This window comes from Labilibacter marinus, from assembly GCF_001659685.2.
Lineage (GTDB): Bacteria > Bacteroidota > Bacteroidia > Bacteroidales > Marinilabiliaceae > Saccharicrinis > Saccharicrinis marinus.
Genome location: NZ_LXYE02000053.1, coordinates 61,941 through 80,626, shown reverse-complemented (window position 1 = coordinate 80,626; position 18,686 = coordinate 61,941). Strand labels below are relative to the sequence as shown.

The window sequence follows — 18,686 nt, the reverse complement described above, 5'->3', positions numbered from 1 at the left end:
AAACAAAGAAGACCGCCGCTGGCATAAAAAAGCTAAAAATCAATACTCTCCGCGAAAAGAAAAGAACTCGCTACGCTCAAACAGCTTTTCCTTTGTTCGCTGCGTTTACTGATTTTCTTAACGCTTTTTAATGCAAGGCGAATTAGCTACCTTGAAGTGACGTTTTTTCCAAAATAAAATGTTGCACTTGATCTATTGTTCTTTTTTTAGTGGGTCAGCAATGATTTTTTATGAAGAACGAAAGCCACCATATTACTGGCAGCTTCCGAAAAAACACGCATTATAATTATCTCCAATACTTATTTTGCATCAAATTAGGATTTGCATCCAACTCTGCTTGCGGTATTGGAAGTTTACTATACTTATCGGTAAAAGTGGCTCCTTCTCTCGACATTTCAGCACCTTTACCCCAACGAATCATATCGTAAAAACGATGTCCTTCATAGGAAAGCTCAGCTACTTTTTCATATTCGATCACATCCATATCAACACTAGTAACAGGTGCAGTATATCCTGCTCTATCTCTTAATGATTCGATTAAAGGAATGGCATCTCCAGCTCTATTAGCCTGTACATAAGCCTCTGAAAGCAATAATAAAACCTCAGCATATCGCATCACTCTTAGATTTGTACCCATATTTAAACCAGGCTCATCCGAATCCGCTTGTCCTCCTTCTGACTTCCAAGTTCCGTACTTTAAACGTAGTACACCTTGACCTTCGTGCTGAAAACCTCCTGTAGGAAAGTTCTCTAAAGTTCCATCATCCTTTTTAAGTCTAGCTCTTAAACTCACATTATATGCTGGCATATTTAGGTCATCTTCGTACATCACGGTTAAGTCTCTACGAGGATCTAAACCATCAAATTCATCATACATTTTTTTGGTTGGCGGCATAGCTCCCCAGCCTTGGAATACCGGTAATACAATTCCTAATTTTTTATCACTACCATCCACAAGCGCCGTATCATAAGAGTTATAGAAACCTTCACGAGGTCCACAAAGAATCCAGTGAATGTTATTCTCCTGAGCTCTTCCGTCACCCCAAATATTATAATTACCCCAGTTCCATCCTTCTGTATTCACATAGCCAATTTCGAACATTGACTCTGTTCCATACTCTGAAGGAATTTTAAGCACATCAGCATAATCACTATACAAGCCATAACCACTTACAGCCTCTAAGTATGGAATAGCCTCTGTATACTTCTCTTGGAAGATTAAGACTTTACCCATTAAAGCGTTTGCAAATCCATCAGCTACACGCCAAGATTCTTGATCCGCTTTTGAAGGTAGTCCTGCAATGGCCATTTTTAAATCCGCTTCAATTTGCGCATAGATAGCTTCAACAGTACTAGCTTCCATATAATACTCACTTGGCAAAAGTTCTGTTAACACAAGAGGAACCTCATCAAATAAGTTTACTAACTCAAAATACAAATAAGCTCTTAAGGCATAAGCTTCAGCTTTAACAGCATCCGAATTAGAAGCTTCTCCTACATTTGCTATCACAACATTAGCTCTGTAAACAGCATAATACAGACGCTCCCATATATCTTTAATTTTTGTATTTAATGGCGTAATGGCATAATCATCAAACTCATGATATTCTGGCTGATCACCTTCATCATTACCCCCTGCTCGAGCCTCATCAGAAAGAATTGTTTTAATATGATGTAAACTAGACCAATCTTGTGCATTTAGCACTTGCATCATATCGTAAACTGCAGCAAGACCTTGAATATTATCTTCGTTCGTTTTATAAAAATTTTCTTGAGGAATAAGACCCTCTTCTGGTATTTCTAACCAGTCCTTGGTACAAGACGTACCGACTGCTAATAGAAGTACCACAACTATATATATAATATTATTTTTCATTTTTAGTTCTTTTATAAGATTAGAATGAAACAGATAAACCAAACATAAATTTACGAGGTGTAGGGTAAACTCCTCTATCTATCCCTTGACGATTAAACTGGTCACTTCCAGCTTCAGGATCCATTCCTTCGTACTTAGTGAATGTAAAGTAATCATCAAGTGAAACATAAACTCTTGCAGAAGAAATCTTCACTGTTTCTGCCCATGTTTGTGGAATATTATATCCTAATTGAATTTGTTTAATGCGTAAGAAATCAGCATCCTGAACCATTAAATCACTAGCATACATTCTACTATCGCCATTTGCACTTGGCATAGATGCATTTGTATTATCTGCAGTCCAACGGTCGTCATAAAAGCGTTTGTGTAAATTACCCGTTAAACGGTCCGTTCTCATCCATCCGTATACTGCTTGATTACCTCCTTGACCTTGCATTAAAAAGTTAAAATCAAATCCTTTATACTCTAAAACAGCACTTAATCCATACATATAGGTCGGATGTGGACTTCCAATGTTTGTTCTATCAGCATCTACAGGATCAGAAGTATTATTCCCATCCGCATCAACAAAAATAGGATCTCCAGTATTGGGGTCAATACCATTGGTTTTATATCCTCGGAAGTACCAAATTGGCTCTCCTACTTCAAAAGCAGTTGCACCTACCCAAGAACCAGTACCTATATCGCTACCATTTAAACGAGGAGCAGTAACATTTAATTTAGTTACTTCATTCTTTAAGGAAGCAAAGTTGGCATTAATGCTATACTTAAACTCACCACTATAATCTTTATATCCAAGGCCTAACTCAATACCTGAGTTTTTAACATCCCCTGCATTTATCATAGAAGCATAAGTACCAGATATTGCTGGTGGCTGACCAAACATTAATAAATCTTTGGTTTCTTTACTAAAATAATCAGCTGTGAATGATAAACTACCATCTAACATTCTTAAATCTAAACCAATATTTGATTGAACGCTGGTTTCCCAAGTAAGATTAGGATTAACTGTTCTTCCTGGTTCTGCTGCAGTAATAAAACCTCCTGAAGAATTAGGATATCTTAAACCTGATGTTGTTATTGACGATGAATATAAGAACTGCCCTTCGTTGCGAGCTTGGCTTGTAATCGACTTAATACTACCATTTTGCCCCCAACTAGCTCTTAACTTACCCAAGCTAATAAAACCTTCAGGAAAGAAATCTTCTTCGGAGAATGTCCAACCGGCTGATACCGATGGAAAAATCCCACCGATTCCTTCAGAAGGAACATTAGACGTTGAAGTAATATCGTTTCTTAATGTGGCCTGAACCATATACTTATTCTTATAATCATAAGAAGCTCTACCAAAATAAGACACTAATTTATTCTCGAAACGATTACCATCGATTAAACCCGTTGTTCCACTGGTGTAAGCATGCTGTGCATACTCCTTTCCTTCGCGAGGCATATCCGAAGTATTAGTAGTAACAAACTTATCTACACTCATTTGAGAGGACATACCCAATACCCCTGACACAGAATGGGCTCCAAAGGTTTTGTTATAATTAATGAAGTTTTCCCATTGCCATTGATAAAATAGGTCGTAGTTGTCGTTTGTAGCTAATGTGGAGTTGTTTCGCTCATTTGAATAATAATATTTAGGCGTCCAACTAGTAGTATTGGCAACTTTTACATCAACACCGGGGCGCGAAGTAAATTTTAAATCCTTAGTTAAATCTATTTCCATAGTAATAGCACCAACAATACGATCTGTAGCGATTTCTTCGGTTGCTAAATCCATCTGCAACAAAGGATTAATCATTTCTCCTCTTACATTCTCAGAAATAGCGTAATAGTCGCCACTACCATCCATTCGTAAAGTATTTCCATCAGCTAATACTTTAGTCATGAAATCATTTAACTTGTCTGGAGCTAGTGTTGTTGGCGTATAAGGATCTAGCAATAACGCAGAAGATATTAATCCACCAAACTCATCATCTTCATTTAACACCTTTCTGTTAGAACGAGCATAAGTTGCATTTACACCAACCTTTAACCAGTTTTTTACTTTATGATCGGCATTTATACGTGCTGTAAAACGCTCGTATTTTGATTCATCTCCACCAACAATTCCATCTTGGGCTACATAACTTAAAGAAGTAAAGTATTTTGATTTTTCTGTACCTCCTGAAAAAGATAAGTTATGAGACTGCATAGGGGCAGTTGTAAAAATTTCATTTAACCAATCCGTGTCATGTTCGCTTGTATTTGGTACGATTGCATTTCCGTCTCCATCTACACGCTCACTTTGGTATTGATTATACTCTGCTGAATTTAACAAGCTAGGTAAATTACCCACACTCTGAACTCCATAGCTAAAATCGTAAGTAACTTTTCCTTCACCTGCTACTCCAGTTTTCGTGGTAATCATCACAACTCCATTACCTCCTTCGGCACCATAAATGGCAGCAGAAGCTCCATCTTTTAATACTTCAATAGAAGCAATATCTGTTGGCGAGATATCCTTTATATCTGACATACGGATACCATCAACAATATAAAGTGGATTAGAATCACCATTGGTACCTGAACCACGGATTTTCATATTCATACCAGCTCCTGGCGAACCAGACTGAGGTACAATAACAACTCCAGGGGTTCTACCTTGTAAAGCGCTTTCGGCATTGGTCCATGAGTTATTTTCTAGTTCCTCTGCTTCAATTCCAGAAATAGCACCTGTTACCAAGCTCTTTTTCTGAACTCCATACCCTACTACTACAACCTCATCCATACCTAAGGTTTCTTCTTCAAGCGTAACGTTAATGGTCGTTTGGTCACCCACGGCTACTTCCTGACTGGTATAACCAATAAAACTAACAACAAGAACGTCTGTTGAAGCAACATTAATTCTATATTCTCCATCGATAGTAGTAACGGTACCTTGTGTGGTGCCTTTTATAATAATATTTACACCTGGAAGTTGTTCTCCGTGGGTGTTGGTAATTGTACCTGTTACTTCACTAGTTTGTGCCATAAGCGTGGACACAAGGGACAACAATAAAAACAGGGTTAAACCCATTTTTTTCAACCAGTTGGCACTGGCATTAATTTGAGTGTGTACTTGCTGTGTACAGCACTTCACTTGATAAGAGTTTTTCATAAATTTGCGTCATTAAAGTGATTCAATTCCATTTTTTTAAAGGTTTTGATTTTCGGAACCTGAAGGAAGCTGCAATTTCCAAACGGGTTCTTTTTTTCTTTTTGTTTTAGTATTACATAAGCATATCTTGAAATATTAATAAAAGTTGATCTCGGCAAAAGATTTTTTAGTAATAAAGGCATTTACAAATAGTCAATATTATAATCAATTAACTAAACTCAATAACACCTTCAAATCTCCTTTAAAAATTACATTAACAAAGAGAGTCATTTTTTAACAATTATTAAATAAATATACTAAAAAAGTAGAGATCAAGAAATACAAACCACATCTTACTAACTACTAATGTGACCCTTACAAAACGCACCTCTAATAAATAAAGTAGATACTAGGTAGCCTATTTTTCTCAGTTACAAACTTCAATAATGAATAATACACTACTCATAAACTACCATTTTTGATCGTTTTGTTACATTACATTTTTAGCTAACTAAATTATTTATATCAACACCGCTATTTACAAGCCAGCAACCAATTACAAATAGTCGTCATGCACATGTGCTAAAATGATTAGAGTTTTTCATAAATTTGCGTTATTAAAGTGATTCAATTCCATTTTTTAAAGGTTTTGATGTTTGGAACCCGGAGGAAGCTGCAATTTCCATACGGGTTCTCTTTTTCTTTTCTTTCAATCTGTTACATAGGCATTCTGTTTCATTATTTTTCACTTACTATCCTTTAACTTTCAAGCACAACAATTACATCGTGAGTTCCTTCTGGCATAATAGGAATAATACAACCATCAATACTTTTATTATTGACTTGTATTGACTTGACTCCTTTATTTACACCGTGTGGATTTTTCACTTCAATATTGTAGGTAACACCTCTGAACTTGCGGCTTATTTTGTACCCTTTCCAATCCTTTGGAATACATGGGTCAACTTTTAGACCGTAATAATGAGGTTGAATACCTAAAATATATTGCGTAATTGTATAGTAGTTCCAGGCTGCTGTACCCGTTAACCAAGAATTTTTAGCTTCACCGGGCTTAACCGCATCTTTACCTGCAATCATTTGGGCATAAACATAGGGCTCTGTTTTGTGCAGGTCGCTAAATTCTTGTAGGTAAGCCGGACATATCTTTTTAAAATACTCCCAAGCCTGTTCCCCTCGTCCAAGTTTGGTTTCTCCAATCATGATCCAAGGATTATTGTGGCAAAAAATTCCTGCATTCTCCTTATATCCTGGAGGGTAACTGGAAATCTCTCCGTATTCTACAATATATTTTGTAAACGCTGGATTGTTTAAAACAATACCATAAGGCGTATCCAATTTTTCTTTTACACTATCTAAGGCTTTTTCTACCATGCCCTCATCTTTTCCTATTTCGGCCATGGTACACCAACCGTTCGATTCTATAAATATTTTTCCTTCTTCGTTTTCATGGCTTCCCACTTTTTTACCATAAAAATCATAAGCTCTTAAAAACCAATCGCCATCCCAACCATGTGCTTTAATAGCACCTACCATAGCATCAACATGTACTTGAGCACGCTTGGCCTCTTCACTATTATCCAACACCTTACATAACTCAATATAATCACGCCCATAAACTACAAACAAACCAGCAATCATAAGAGATTCAGCCTTTGACCCTTCTGTTTTATTCTCTGTAGTTTGGTACGATTCGTTGGGGTCTGTAGAAAAACAATTCAGATTTAAACAATCGTTCCAATCGGCTCTACCAATTAGTGGTAAACCATGCGGACCTAAATTATTAACTACGTGATTAAACGAAACAGTTAAGTGATCGAACAAAGACTTGGCGATACTTTCGTCATTATCAAAAGGCACTTGTTCGCGAAGAATAGAGAAATCACCAGTTTCCTTAATGTAAGCTGTAGTTCCTAAAACAAGCCACATCGGGTCATCATTAAATCCGCCCCCAACATCATTATTTCCTCGTTTGGTAAGCGGCTGATATTGGTGATAACATCCCCCATCAGGAAACTGCGTTGAAGCGATATCAATGATTCTTTGACGCGCTCTTTCAGGCACTTGATGAACAAAACCAATTAAATCCTGATTTGAATCTCTGAAACCCATTCCTCGTCCAATACCACTCTCGAAGAAAGAAGCTGAACGCGAAAAACAAAAGGTAATCATACATTGGTATTGATTCCAGATATTGACCATACGATCTAACTTATCATCGCCAGATTGAACGGTATAAGCACTCAACAGCCCTTCCCAATAATTTTTAAGTTCTGCCAAAGCCGAATCTACTTTTTCGGCAGTATTAAATCGAGCTAAAGTTTCTTTCGCTTTCGTTTTGTTGATAACACCTTTACTTTCCCACTTTTCCTCATCTTTATTTTCAACATATCCGAGTACAAAAACCAAGTCCTTTGTTTCTCCAGGTTGCAACTCCACCTCAATATAATGAGAGGCAACAGGTGACCATCCCATGGCTTTAGACATTTTAGGTGCTCCATTCTCAACCACCTCAGGCTCTTCAAAACCATTGTATAAACCCATAAAAGATTCTCGGTCGGTATCGTAGCCATCAATAGCTTGATTAACCGAATAATAGGCAAAATGATTTCTGCGCTCCTTATATTCTGTTTTGTGATAAATAGTAGAACCTTCTATTTCCACCTCGCCTGTGGAGAAGTTACGTTGGAAGTTCTCCATATCCGTAGCAGCATTCCATAAAGCCCATTCCATAAACGAAAAAAGCTTAATTTTCTTAACCGCATTGGTATGGTTGGTTAAGCTTACCTTTTGAACCTCGGCCCATGTTTTTAGCGGAACAAAAAATGTACACTTGGCAGACACACCATTTTTTTCTCCTAGTATGGAAGTGTAATTCATACCATGTCTGCATTCGTACTTATCTAATGGAGTTTTACAAGGCTTCCAACCTGGTGACCAAACAGTATCCTCATCCTTAATGTAAAAATACCTTCCTCCATTGTCCATGGGCACATTATTATACCTGTACCTTGTAAGGCGACGGAACTTGGCATCTTTATAAAAGCTATAGCCTCCAGCCGTATTAGAAATAAGCGAAAAGAAATCCTCATTGCCTAGGTAATTAATCCAAGGCCATGGAGTTTTAGGATCCGTAATCACGTACTCCTTATTAGTATCATCAAAAAAACCGTATTTCATTTTATTTATTTTCGTTGTTAGTTTTACTAAATGGAACCGATATCGCAAACACTATATCGGTGCCCTCTCCATTTAGTTAGTTGTTAAACCCTGTACTTATCTGGTACTTATTCACTACTCCGCCTTTCATTAAGTTCTAGGCTTATTTCATCTAATTTATTTTGCGTTAAAGGATAAACAGTCATTAAAACAGCCGCCAACATAGCCACTAATGCAGGCATCCAACTCATCAGCATTTTAACTGCAGGCAAGGCTCCCTCAATAGTACTTGAATCCATACCATCGTAATTGTAGGCGGCCAAAACGGCTCCTATAATGGCAGCAGCAATACCTCCTCCAAACTTGGTTACAAACGAACCCGCTGAATAAATTAAGCCAGTTGCTCTTCTGTTGTTTTTATATTCAGAATAATCAGCAGCATCGCCTAACATGGCAAAAAACAAGGTAGGAAATATGGCCGCTCCAAATTCAGAAATGATACCTATGGTAAATATTGCTCCTACATCTTGAGGTCCACAGAAAATAAACAAGGCGTTTACTGCTCCCGAAAATATCAAGGCACATATAAATAACTTCTTCTTCCCTAAGCGTTTTCCTAATGGTGCAGTTACCATTGCTCCAGCTATAGAAGCTATCATTAATCCTACTAAAAAGGAAGCAGCTAATAATTGATTATTGAGGTAAAGTGTAAAGTAATATAGCACCATACCTTGCTTCATAGAGTTATAGATAGTCCATAATAAGCCTACAACCAATAACACTAACCACGGCTTATTGCGAAATAAATCTGATAAATCATTCTTAAGATTTGTTTCCTGCGTTTTAGGTGGTGCTACTCTTTCGCGCGTAGTAGCAAATGTTACAATCATAAACAAAGCCAAAAAAACAGATAGCACATATATAGAATTGCTATAACCTCGTTTTTGGTTGATTAAAGAAATCTTAGCTTCCTCTAGTTCTCTCTCGCCCTCAACTATAAATGAATAGGGCTGATTTGGCTCCATCGAAAAACTAATATATGGAGATGGCTTATTATTTTCAGCCAAGGAACTATCTTCCCAAACGAAATTAGCCACACCATCCTTGGTGTTAATTTTAGCACTTTCTACAAATTGAGGAGAAGAAACACTAACTACATATTTATCTTCTTGTAATTGATTTATTTTAATAGTGGGATCTACATTACCAAAGTATGCCACTAAAAAAAGCAATGCACCTTGCACCAACATTCCTCCACCAAATGCACCCACCATTCTGTACGATCCGAGACTGGTTCGTTCTCTATTATCCGAAGTCATCACTGCCATCAAGGCTCCATAAGGAATATTGTTAGCTGTATAGATCAGTGTAAACAGAATGTAAGTTGTATAGGCGTATATTATTTTACCAGTGGTTCCTATTTCAGGTGTAGTAAATAATAGCGACAAGATAACCGCCAACGGAATGGCCGTCCATAAAACCCAAGGGCGAAATTTTCCGTATTTAGAATTGGTTCTATCGCCAATTACCCCCATAGCCACATCACTAACACCATCACTAAATCGCGCTACTAAAAGCAATACTCCTGCAGCCGCAGCGGTAATTCCGAAAACATCGGTATAAAAGAATAGTAGAAACGTTGAAGCTCCTCTCCAAGCAATATTAGCTGCTCCATCTCCAAGGGCGTACCCTACTTTTTCTTTAATTGAAAGTTTATGTTGTAGATTATTTTTCATTTAAAAGCTTTGTTCAATTCGTTTTAGTTCTATACCCAAAAATCAAAAAGGTCTTTTTTCGTTTTTTCATATACCTCTCTGCTAAACATGTACAATCTGGCGGGTTTATGAGCTACTCCTGTTTGCTTTTCATCCAGAGGTATTAGATATTTCATTCGTGCTACTTTTTTCCTAAAATTCCTTTTATCAAACTCCGTATCCAGAATAATTTCATATACTTTTTGAAGTTGGCTTAAGGTGAATTTCTCGGGTAAAAGCTCAAAACCTATAGGTTCGTGCTTGGCCTTATTGCGCAAGGCAATTAATGCATTTTCTAATATTTCATTATGATCAAAAGCCAATTCGCCTATTTCATGATAAGGAACCCATTTTACATTTCTTCCTTTCCATTCTATGGTTACATCTTGCGTAGCCAGTAGAGCAAAATAACCAATCGACACAATTCTTTTATCAGGATCTCTACCGTCGTGCAACAGCCACTTTCTATCATTCTCTTTTTTTAGTCGATCGGGATGAGCAAAAGTTTTAAACTGTTCAAGATAAATTCCTGTTAGTCCTGTCAAATCGTATAAAACACGATTTGCAGCATCACCTACCGTCTCCGTTTCGTAAATGTGGTTACCTGTCAGCGTATGATCAGCGAACTCAATATCCGACTCACCTTCACCTCTTAGTGTCCTATCTACAAGCAAAACATTCAGTCGGTCAATCTCAAAACCAAATATTACACAATCCACTGATATATAATCACAATACTTCCTCATCTACATTACATTATTTTCACTTAAAACACCCTTAGTGTATTTTTTACACTTTACTATTTGAACGCAATGTAATTGTTTTAAAATAAATAGTCAACATATTTTAACCCAAAAGTTAATTTTTGTTACTGCTGGTGTAATAAATGAAGTAGAAGAACCCTTGATAATTCTTGGCAATCATGGTAAATATTTAGTTAATAAGAATGTTTCTATTTATATCGATTCTAAATAAAAGAAATGACACCTATGCAAATTATACACAAACACCGTTCACCCCATATAACTCAATACTTTTAAGACTATACTTAAGCAGACTCAATATAAATTACAAGAATCTATATATATCTCACTTAATATATCTAGATTCTTGTATACTTTTGGTGAAAATCATCGTAGTAAGAATTATATCAAAAACCTTAATACCTTGCATTTTTATCTTTAACTTTAGTAATCCAGAACAAAAGAAATAAAACCAACGCGTATGAATCGAGTCATTGTATATGTTATTGTGGTTACTATAATAGTTTTAGTTTCTGTGAACTTACTTCACAAAACAGAACCTTTAAATCTATCGCAATACAAACTAAAGCAGGAGTATGCTACCAAGGATAAACCTTCCGTAGATCATACTCAGTTTGAAATCTTAAATCAAGATTTTAAAACCCCTCAAGACGTTACTGTAGCCTGTTTGGAATGTCACAACAAAAGGCATGAAGAGGTAATTCACTCTAGCCACTGGAATTGGGAACGAGTAGCCTATGTAGAAGGAAAAGGGATTTCTAAAATTGGAAAAAAGAATGTACTTAATAACTTTTGTATTGGCGCAAACACCAATGAACAATCCTGTGCAAAATGCCACATAGGCTTTGGAATGACTAGCAATAGTTTTGATTTCACCAATGCAAAAAATGTAGATTGCATGGTGTGTCATGATAATAGTGAAGAGTATATAAAAGGAGCAGCCATGGCTGGATATCCTGACAGAAGCGTTAATCTTTCAAAGGTGGCACAAAGTGTAGGTAGCCCTAGTAAAATTAACTGTGGAAGTTGCCACTTTTATAGTGGTGGTGGTAACAATGTAAAACATGGTGATTTGGAGGAGGCTTTATTGGCGTGCGATAGAAACACAGATGTACATATGGCCCAAAACGGAATTAACTTAAGCTGCGTTGATTGCCATACTGCAGACAAACACCAGATGAAAGGAAAACTATATTCGGTTTCATCAACCGATGTTAATCGCTTAAATTGTGAAGACTGCCACAGTTCTCGTCCGCACTTGGATGATATGCTCAATCGTCATTACGATAAAATTGCTTGTCAGACTTGCCACATACCTACTTACGCAAAAGAGAATGCTACAAAAATGGCTTGGCGCTGGTCGGAATCGGGAAAACTTAAGGATGGTAAACCTTATCACGAAGAAGATTCACTGGGCAACCATACCTATTTATCTATAAAAGGAGAGTTTGATTGGCAAAAAAATGTTGAACCTGAATACAAATGGTTTAATGGAAATGCCCAACATTACGTCCTTGGTGATATAGTAGACACAATTCCTGTACAAATAAATACACTATTGGGTTCTGCTGATGATATTCATTCTAAAATTTATCCCGTTAAAGTTCATCGCGGTGATCAAATTTATGACCCTGAAACGAAACTACTCATTCAACCTAAACTATATTCTCCTGAAAAAGGCGATAGTGCATTTTGGGTAGACTTTAATTGGGATTTAGCGGCAGAAGCTGGTATGAAAAGAATGAATCTTCCTTATAGTGGAAAGCATGAGTTTATTGAAACAGAGATGTACTGGCCAGTGAATCACATGGTTTCGCCAAAGGATCAATCATTAGCTTGTGCGGACTGCCATACTCGTGATAATGGTCGTTTAGCTTCACTAACAGACTTTTATATGCCTGGTAGAGATCGCAACAATTGGATCGACTTATTGGGTAATTTATTATTCTGGGGTTCTTTAGTTGGTGTTTCTATTCATGGACTAGCCCGCTTAATTAATTCGTTTAGGAAAAACGAAATGGAAGCCGAAGAAATAAATACAGATCAATAGCTTATTTAAAAGCAACTATAAATATAACCATTATGGCTAAAGTATATATATATAAATCGTTTGAACGCTTTTGGCACTGGAGTCAGGCAGCACTCATCTTTTTTCTGGCATTAACAGGATTCGAGATTCATGACTCCTTTCATTTGTTTGGATTCGAAAAAGCAGTGGCTTTCCATCGTACCGCCTCTTATTTATTACTCGCATTAATTGCCTTTAGCATATTTTGGCACTTTACAACGGGCGAATGGCGACAGTACATCCCTACTTTTTCAAAATTGCAGGCTCAAATAAGATATTATACGGTAGGTATGTTCAAAAGCGAACCGCACCCTACCATTAAATCGGCTCGTAAAAAGTTAAATCCTTTACAAGCCGTAGTGTATTTAGGCTTTAAATTAGTTATGGCACCAATGGTTATTTTATCGGGGTTGCTGTATATGTTTTATAAGTCATTTGATGTAAATGATATGATTATTGCCTTAAATATCCCATTAGAATGGATAGCAGTAATACATACATTAGGAGCATTTTTGTTGATGGCTTTTGTTATTGTACATGTATATATGACCACCACAGGACATACGCTAACCACAAATATTAAAGCAATGATTACCGGTTGGGAAGAGTTAGATGATGAACCTGAAAATGGGAATGAAAATTCTAAGAATACGGTGAGTGAAGGAGAAGTTGTTGAAACTAAAAAAACGAAAGAAAATGAGTGAGGCACCTAAAAAATACATGAATCCCTATTTAGCGGGATTTTTTCTAGGCTTTGTTCTGTTAGCTACCATATATATAACAGGTAGAGGACTTGGCGCAAGTGGAGCATTTAAAAGCGTGGTTATTCAATCAGTAAATAGCGTGGCTCCTGAACATGCAGAAAACACCGCATATTATGCTGATTATAATGAATCGCATCCAGAAGGCCCTATGAAATCGTGGCTAGTCTTTGAAGTATTAGGCGTACTTATTGGTGCATTTATTTCTGCTGTTGCTTCCAATAGAGTCGCATTAAAATTAGAAAAAGGTCCTGGCGTTAAAAACAGAACCCGAATTATTGCAGCCATAGCAGGTGGTGCTTTATTTGGTTTTGGTAGCCAGCTCGGAAGAGGTTGTACTTCGGGCTCTGCGCTGAGCGGAATGGCCGTAATGTCCTTTGGCGGCATTATTACCATGCTAGCCATTTTCGGGATGGCTTATATGACCGCCTATTTTTTCAAAAACTTATGGATTAAAAAACAATAGATATGGGACCGTTAGTACCAGATATTATAAGTGGAGAATTCAATTTCATAATAGCCTTAATTGTTGGAATTGGCTTTGGATTCGCATTAGAGCAAGCAGGTTTTGCATCTACAAAGAAATTAGTGGGCTTATTTTACGGTTACGATTTTACCGTATTAAGAGTATTTTTTACTGCTGGTGTTACAGCCATGGTAGGTATTATCATACTCAATCATCTTAACCTACTCGATTTAAGTATTATTTACATTAACCCTACCTTTTTATGGGCAGCCTTAGTAGGCGGTGGAATTATGGGTTTAGGATTTATTATTGGAGGCTTTTGCCCAGGAACGAGTGCGTGTGCCGCAGCTACTGGGCGTGTAGATGGTTGGGCCTTTTTACTTGGAGGTGTAATTGGTATTTTTATTTTTGCCGAAGGTTTTCCTATTTGGGAAGATTTATATCTTGCCGAAAACTGGGGCCCTGTATTAATGTTTGAGCAATTCGGGTTAAACCGAGAAGTATTTGGAATAGTTATGATACTGGTGGCAGCAGGGGCTTTTGTGATGACTACCATTATCGAAAACAAAATTAATAACAAAGAAACCAAATGGTTTAAACCAACTATTATAAAAAACACCATTATTGTAGCTACACCTATACTATTGGTATTACTTGTTATCATTACGCCAAACAGAACCGAAGTAATGAACACGCGTATTGATGCTAAAATAGATGCTGGAGAATGTAATCCTAAGATGATGAATGCAGACAAGTTGGCTTACGAATTAATGAATCATTACTATAAATACAATGTTATTGATGTTCGTACACCTGAGGAATATAAGGAATTCCATATTCCTACTGCGATTAACATTCCTTTGGAAGAACTTCATCAATCCATGAACCTAAGTACTGTTATTCAAAATATTAAAACCAATGTGTTTTACGGAGCTGATATTTACCAATCGCAACGTGCTTGTATGGTTTCTAAATACTTTGGTAAATCAGATAATTTTGCACTGGATCTAACAGCCGAGGAGTTTAATAAGCAATACTTCTTATTGTCTGAAGTTGATGAAAATGGCTCAAAAGCAGATGTTGATTTATTTAAGTTTAGAAAGGATGCCGCTGAGAAGCTTACGGAAATTGGCGAAGCTGTAGCTAACCTAGATAAACCCGTTGAGAAAAAAGCAAGCAGAGTAGCTGGAGGTTGCAGTTAATATAAGAAAACGGATATACGTTATAAAGTAAAAAGCGGTTGAACATGCATTGTCCAACCGCTTTTTTATTTCGCATTAAGATTTGATAAGCTACTACTTTTGTCTTATCGCAACTAAGAAATAAAACAAAAATCCCAAGCCAATAAACATCAATTCAATTCCAAAAGAAATCAAAGACCTTTCAATTCCGTAGCGATCAAAACCATACAAGTCCCCAACAATATAAGCTACTATTAGTCCTGCACCTGCCATGGTGGCTACCAAAGCCCATTTTAAGCTTTTCATTTTTTGCGGTTCATCATCCACTGGTTTCACTGGACTTAAAATATCGGCCTTTTCCATATGACCACTCTTAACTATTCTCCTTTTTAATAGATAATCAGTTATCATTTTAATGATGTAATAGAAACCTGCAAAAACAATTGCTACTGTAAAAACTTCTCCCATAATATTTTCATTTTAATAATTTGTATTTTTAATCATTGCAATGTGAGAATCATCTCTGCTTATTTGTCGCACCAACTTTAATTAAGGTTGCAATAAAATTGAAAAAAATAAAATCTTAAATATCTGCAACCTTTACTTGGCTATGGTCGACTTACATTATATATGAACGATATTGAACTTATAAACCAAGTAAAAAAAGGGAATCATGAAGCGTACCGCTTTCTGGTCTCTCAGCACGAAAGATTGGTTTTTAGTATCGCTCAAAAAATGACAAGCCATCATCAGATGGATACAGAAGATATTGCACAGGAAGTTTTTATTAAGGTTTATAAAAACATTAAAAGCTACCGAAAAGAATCGAAATTATCTACTTGGATAGCTTCTATAGCCTGGAAAACATCTATAGACTATGTTAGAAAGAAAACACGAAATAAGATAGACCTTAGCGAAGAACCTGAGATTTTTGAAAGTGATTTTTCGAACCTGACCTATAAAAGCATTAGGGAAAATGAAATTAAATCTATTGTTGCGGAAACAATAGCTCGGCTTCCTGGACATTACCAAACTGTTTTATCTTTGTATTATTTAGAAGAGTTTTCGAACAAAGAAATTCAAGAAATTACGAGAATGCCCTTGGGAACAATAAAAAGCTATTTAAGTAGAGCAAGAAATATTTTTAAGACAGAATTAGAAAAACATCATGGCAATAATGTAATTGAGTTATTGTATAACGATAAGTAAAAGTACGACCATGAAAGAAGATCCTATTAAAATAGATAAAATAATTTCGGAGGTGCATCAAGAAATGCCATCGCCTAGAATACCAGATAGCTTTGCCAATAGGTTAGCACAAAAGTTTGAGATGCGAGCCATGAGACGCCGCCTATTAGAAGATTGGGTTTTAAAGCTAGCTGCGGTAGTAGTTATTGGTCTCATTTATGCAGCCATCCATTTCTTATTAAAAAAGAATATGCCTCAAATTTTAAAACCAGAATACGTACTTCCAGTTTTAGGGGTATTAGCTATTGTCTTTGTATTTTTCTTCGATCAGGTTGTTTTAAAATGGATGTTCTTTCTGAAAAAACAGAAAAATAAGCATGTTTAAATACAAAAATCATATCTTTAAGTAAATCTTAATCTTACAGTTATGAATAAAGAGTGTGTAAATTTAGCTGGTTGCGGCTTTTTTAAAAAGTACGGAGAAACCAAAGATTTAGCCTGCAGAGGTTTTATTGCAAGCTATTGTAGAGGAGAAAAAATGAAGGATTGTAAAAGGCTTCAATATAAAAAAGATAAAGGAATACCTCCTTCTGACGATATGATGCCATCAGGACAAATTATAGCTGGCGTAACCAAAGTATAGCAACAAAAAAACCGCACTCAATTGAGTTGCGGTTTTAGTATTCTTTTTCAGTTATATCTTAAATTCCTGTAGCAGTGTGATAAACATTGGTCACATCCTCATCCTCATCAAACTTACCCATCATTTTTTCAAACACAACCACTTCATCAGCACTTAACTCTTTAGTTGTGGTAGGTAGTCTCTCAAATTCAGAACTTACAATTTCAAATTGATTTTCTTCTAAATAACTTTGGATAGAACCATAACTTTCGAATTCTCCATAAATAATGATTTTGCCTTCTTCTTCAAAAATTTCGTTGGCTCCAGCATCAATCATTTCAAGCTCTAACTCCTCAATATCTAATCCTTCTTTTCCTTCAACCTGAAAATGACATTTATGCTCAAACATGTATTCCACACTACCTGTCGTACCTAAAGAACCACCTGCTTTACTAAAATAACTACGAACAGCTCCAACTGTACGTAAATTATTATTTGTTGTGGTTTCCACTAAAACTGCAATTCCAAAAGGTCCATAACCTTCATAAACAATTTCCTTCCAGTCTTCGGTATTTTTTTCAGTTGCCTTTTTAATAGCTCGTGCCACATTATCCTTTGGCATGTTTGCAGCTTTTGCATTCTGCACTAACATACGCAATCGTGGGTTTGTTTCTGGATCGGCACCACTCTCTTTGGCGGCCATGGTTATTTGTCGACCTAATTTGGTAAATGTTTTTGCCATTCCAGCCCACCTCTTCATTTTAGTGGCTTTACGATATTCAAATGCGCGTCCCATTATATATGTTTTTCTTCTGTTTATTAACTAGCTAAACCTTTTCAAGCATTATTAAAATCTCTATGCTTGATTTTTATATTTTATTGTTCTGGCCAAGTCGTTTAATTACTTCCTGTTATTGAACTCACAAAGCTAAAATTCCTAGTCAATAAAATCAAAAAAAGCAGAAAGAGTTTTCTTTCTGCTAAGCAAATTACCTTATTTATTCAATACTAACCCTTAATCCAGTTGATTATCTCCTTATCATATGGTTTTGTTCCCGGAGCCAATACCTTTTCGAGCACCCCTTCTTCATTGATTAAATATTTCTGGAAGTTCCACTCTACTTCGCTATCCATCACTCCGTTTTTATCTTTTGAAGTTAACCATTGATACACTTCACTCATATCCTCTCCTTTTACAGATGATTTTCCCATTAAAGGAAAATTTACATGATAGTTCAAGGTACAGAACTTTCTGATATCGGCATTATCTCCAGGCTCTGTATCATGAAAATTATTTGCAGGAAACCCAATTACCACAAAATTTTGCGCACTATACTTTTCATATAATACTTGAAGCATTTCGTACTGTATAGTAGAACTGCACTTACTTGCAGTATTTACAATCATTACTTTTTTTCCTTTTAATTGAGAAAAATCAAAGGCCTCTCCATCAATATCGGTTATCTTAAAATTATGAAATTCTGTTTGGGCATTAATGGCAGTTACACTTAATATCACGCCTAGTATTAAAAATATCTTCTTCATCATCTTTCTGTTTTATGGTGTGTTTATTTTGAGGATATAGTCTCTACTTTTATTCATTCCTTACATTTAGCATGAAGAAAAATTTTCAACGATAGAATTCGAATTAACTTACATTACCCTAAAAACAGACTCACCTACCTATACAACAGGACATAACAATCCG

Annotated in this window: 15 protein-coding genes; 7 read left to right on the top strand and 8 right to left on the bottom strand. The window is 36.2% G+C overall.

Annotated features, from left to right (window positions below; translation table 11 throughout):
* Nucleotides 1-286 precede the first annotated feature (286 nt).
* From A8L32_RS20605 to A8L32_RS20580, 5 genes are all read right to left on the bottom strand, one after another.
* On the bottom strand, nucleotides 287-1,876 hold the full coding sequence (locus tag A8L32_RS20605) for a RagB/SusD family nutrient uptake outer membrane protein (protein ID WP_075591420.1): 1,590 nt from the start codon (nucleotides 1,874-1,876) through the stop codon (nucleotides 287-289).
* A gap of 19 nt (nucleotides 1,877-1,895) precedes the next feature.
* The gene (locus A8L32_RS20600) at nucleotides 1,896-5,018 is read right to left on the bottom strand and encodes a SusC/RagA family TonB-linked outer membrane protein (protein ID WP_083631436.1); all 3,123 of its coding nucleotides are present in this window, start codon (nucleotides 5,016-5,018) and stop codon (nucleotides 1,896-1,898) included.
* Nucleotides 5,019-5,756: 738 nt separating this feature from the next.
* On the bottom strand, nucleotides 5,757-8,195 hold the full coding sequence (locus tag A8L32_RS20590) for a GH36-type glycosyl hydrolase domain-containing protein (RefSeq protein WP_075591418.1): 2,439 nt from the start codon (nucleotides 8,193-8,195) through the stop codon (nucleotides 5,757-5,759).
* 107 nt (nucleotides 8,196-8,302) lie between these two features.
* The gene (locus A8L32_RS20585) at nucleotides 8,303-9,910 is read right to left on the bottom strand and encodes an MFS transporter (RefSeq protein WP_075591417.1); all 1,608 of its coding nucleotides are present in this window, start codon (nucleotides 9,908-9,910) and stop codon (nucleotides 8,303-8,305) included.
* A gap of 29 nt (nucleotides 9,911-9,939) precedes the next feature.
* Nucleotides 9,940-10,674, bottom strand: coding sequence for an NUDIX hydrolase (locus A8L32_RS20580; protein WP_075591416.1), 735 nt, complete (start codon nucleotides 10,672-10,674; stop codon nucleotides 9,940-9,942).
* A gap of 478 nt (nucleotides 10,675-11,152) precedes the next feature.
* Between A8L32_RS20580 and A8L32_RS20575 the strand changes: the two genes are divergently transcribed.
* The 4 genes from A8L32_RS20575 to A8L32_RS20560 are packed head-to-tail and all read left to right on the top strand — an operon-like array spanning nucleotide 11,153 to nucleotide 15,189.
* Nucleotides 11,153-12,742 carry a tetrathionate reductase family octaheme c-type cytochrome gene (locus tag A8L32_RS20575; RefSeq protein WP_075591415.1) on the top strand — a complete coding sequence of 530 codons (1,590 nt, stop codon included), beginning with the start codon at nucleotides 11,153-11,155 and terminating at the stop codon, nucleotides 12,740-12,742.
* A 32-nt stretch (nucleotides 12,743-12,774) separates the two neighbouring features.
* Nucleotides 12,775-13,464 (top strand): cytochrome b/b6 domain-containing protein, encoded by a 690-nt coding sequence (locus tag A8L32_RS20570; protein ID WP_075591414.1) that lies wholly within the window; start codon nucleotides 12,775-12,777, stop codon nucleotides 13,462-13,464.
* On the top strand, nucleotides 13,457-13,987 hold the full coding sequence (locus A8L32_RS20565; protein ID WP_075591413.1) for a YeeE/YedE thiosulfate transporter family protein: 531 nt from the start codon (nucleotides 13,457-13,459) through the stop codon (nucleotides 13,985-13,987). Before A8L32_RS20570 ends, A8L32_RS20565 begins: the two co-directional genes overlap by 8 nt.
* A gap of 2 nt (nucleotides 13,988-13,989) precedes the next feature.
* Nucleotides 13,990-15,189, top strand: coding sequence for a YeeE/YedE thiosulfate transporter family protein (locus tag A8L32_RS20560; RefSeq protein ID WP_075591412.1), 1,200 nt, complete (start codon nucleotides 13,990-13,992; stop codon nucleotides 15,187-15,189).
* Nucleotides 15,190-15,282: 93 nt separating this feature from the next.
* On the opposite strand, the gene A8L32_RS20555 is transcribed toward A8L32_RS20560, so the two are convergent.
* The gene (locus A8L32_RS20555) at nucleotides 15,283-15,636 is read right to left on the bottom strand and encodes a DUF6249 domain-containing protein (RefSeq protein ID WP_075591411.1); all 354 of its coding nucleotides are present in this window, start codon (nucleotides 15,634-15,636) and stop codon (nucleotides 15,283-15,285) included.
* 162 nt (nucleotides 15,637-15,798) lie between these two features.
* On the opposite strand from A8L32_RS20555, the gene A8L32_RS20550 reads away from it, so the two are divergent.
* The 3 genes from A8L32_RS20550 to A8L32_RS20540 are packed head-to-tail and all read left to right on the top strand — an operon-like array spanning nucleotide 15,799 to nucleotide 16,999.
* A complete protein-coding gene (locus tag A8L32_RS20550; protein WP_075591410.1) occupies nucleotides 15,799-16,377 on the top strand; it encodes an RNA polymerase sigma factor in 579 nt (192 codons plus the stop codon).
* Between the two features lie 10 nt (nucleotides 16,378-16,387).
* The gene (locus tag A8L32_RS20545; protein ID WP_075591409.1) at nucleotides 16,388-16,741 is read left to right on the top strand and encodes a hypothetical protein; all 354 of its coding nucleotides are present in this window, start codon (nucleotides 16,388-16,390) and stop codon (nucleotides 16,739-16,741) included.
* Between the two features lie 42 nt (nucleotides 16,742-16,783).
* On the top strand, nucleotides 16,784-16,999 hold the full coding sequence (locus A8L32_RS20540) for a hypothetical protein (protein WP_075591408.1): 216 nt from the start codon (nucleotides 16,784-16,786) through the stop codon (nucleotides 16,997-16,999).
* A 58-nt stretch (nucleotides 17,000-17,057) separates the two neighbouring features.
* On the opposite strand, the gene A8L32_RS20535 is transcribed toward A8L32_RS20540, so the two are convergent.
* Together A8L32_RS20535 and A8L32_RS20530 are read right to left on the bottom strand one after the other, a co-directional pair.
* On the bottom strand, nucleotides 17,058-17,774 hold the full coding sequence (locus tag A8L32_RS20535) for a YebC/PmpR family DNA-binding transcriptional regulator (protein WP_075591407.1): 717 nt from the start codon (nucleotides 17,772-17,774) through the stop codon (nucleotides 17,058-17,060).
* Nucleotides 17,775-17,986: 212 nt separating this feature from the next.
* Nucleotides 17,987-18,523 carry a glutathione peroxidase gene (locus tag A8L32_RS20530; protein WP_083631435.1) on the bottom strand — a complete coding sequence of 179 codons (537 nt, stop codon included), beginning with the start codon at nucleotides 18,521-18,523 and terminating at the stop codon, nucleotides 17,987-17,989.
* Nucleotides 18,524-18,686 lie beyond the last annotated feature (163 nt).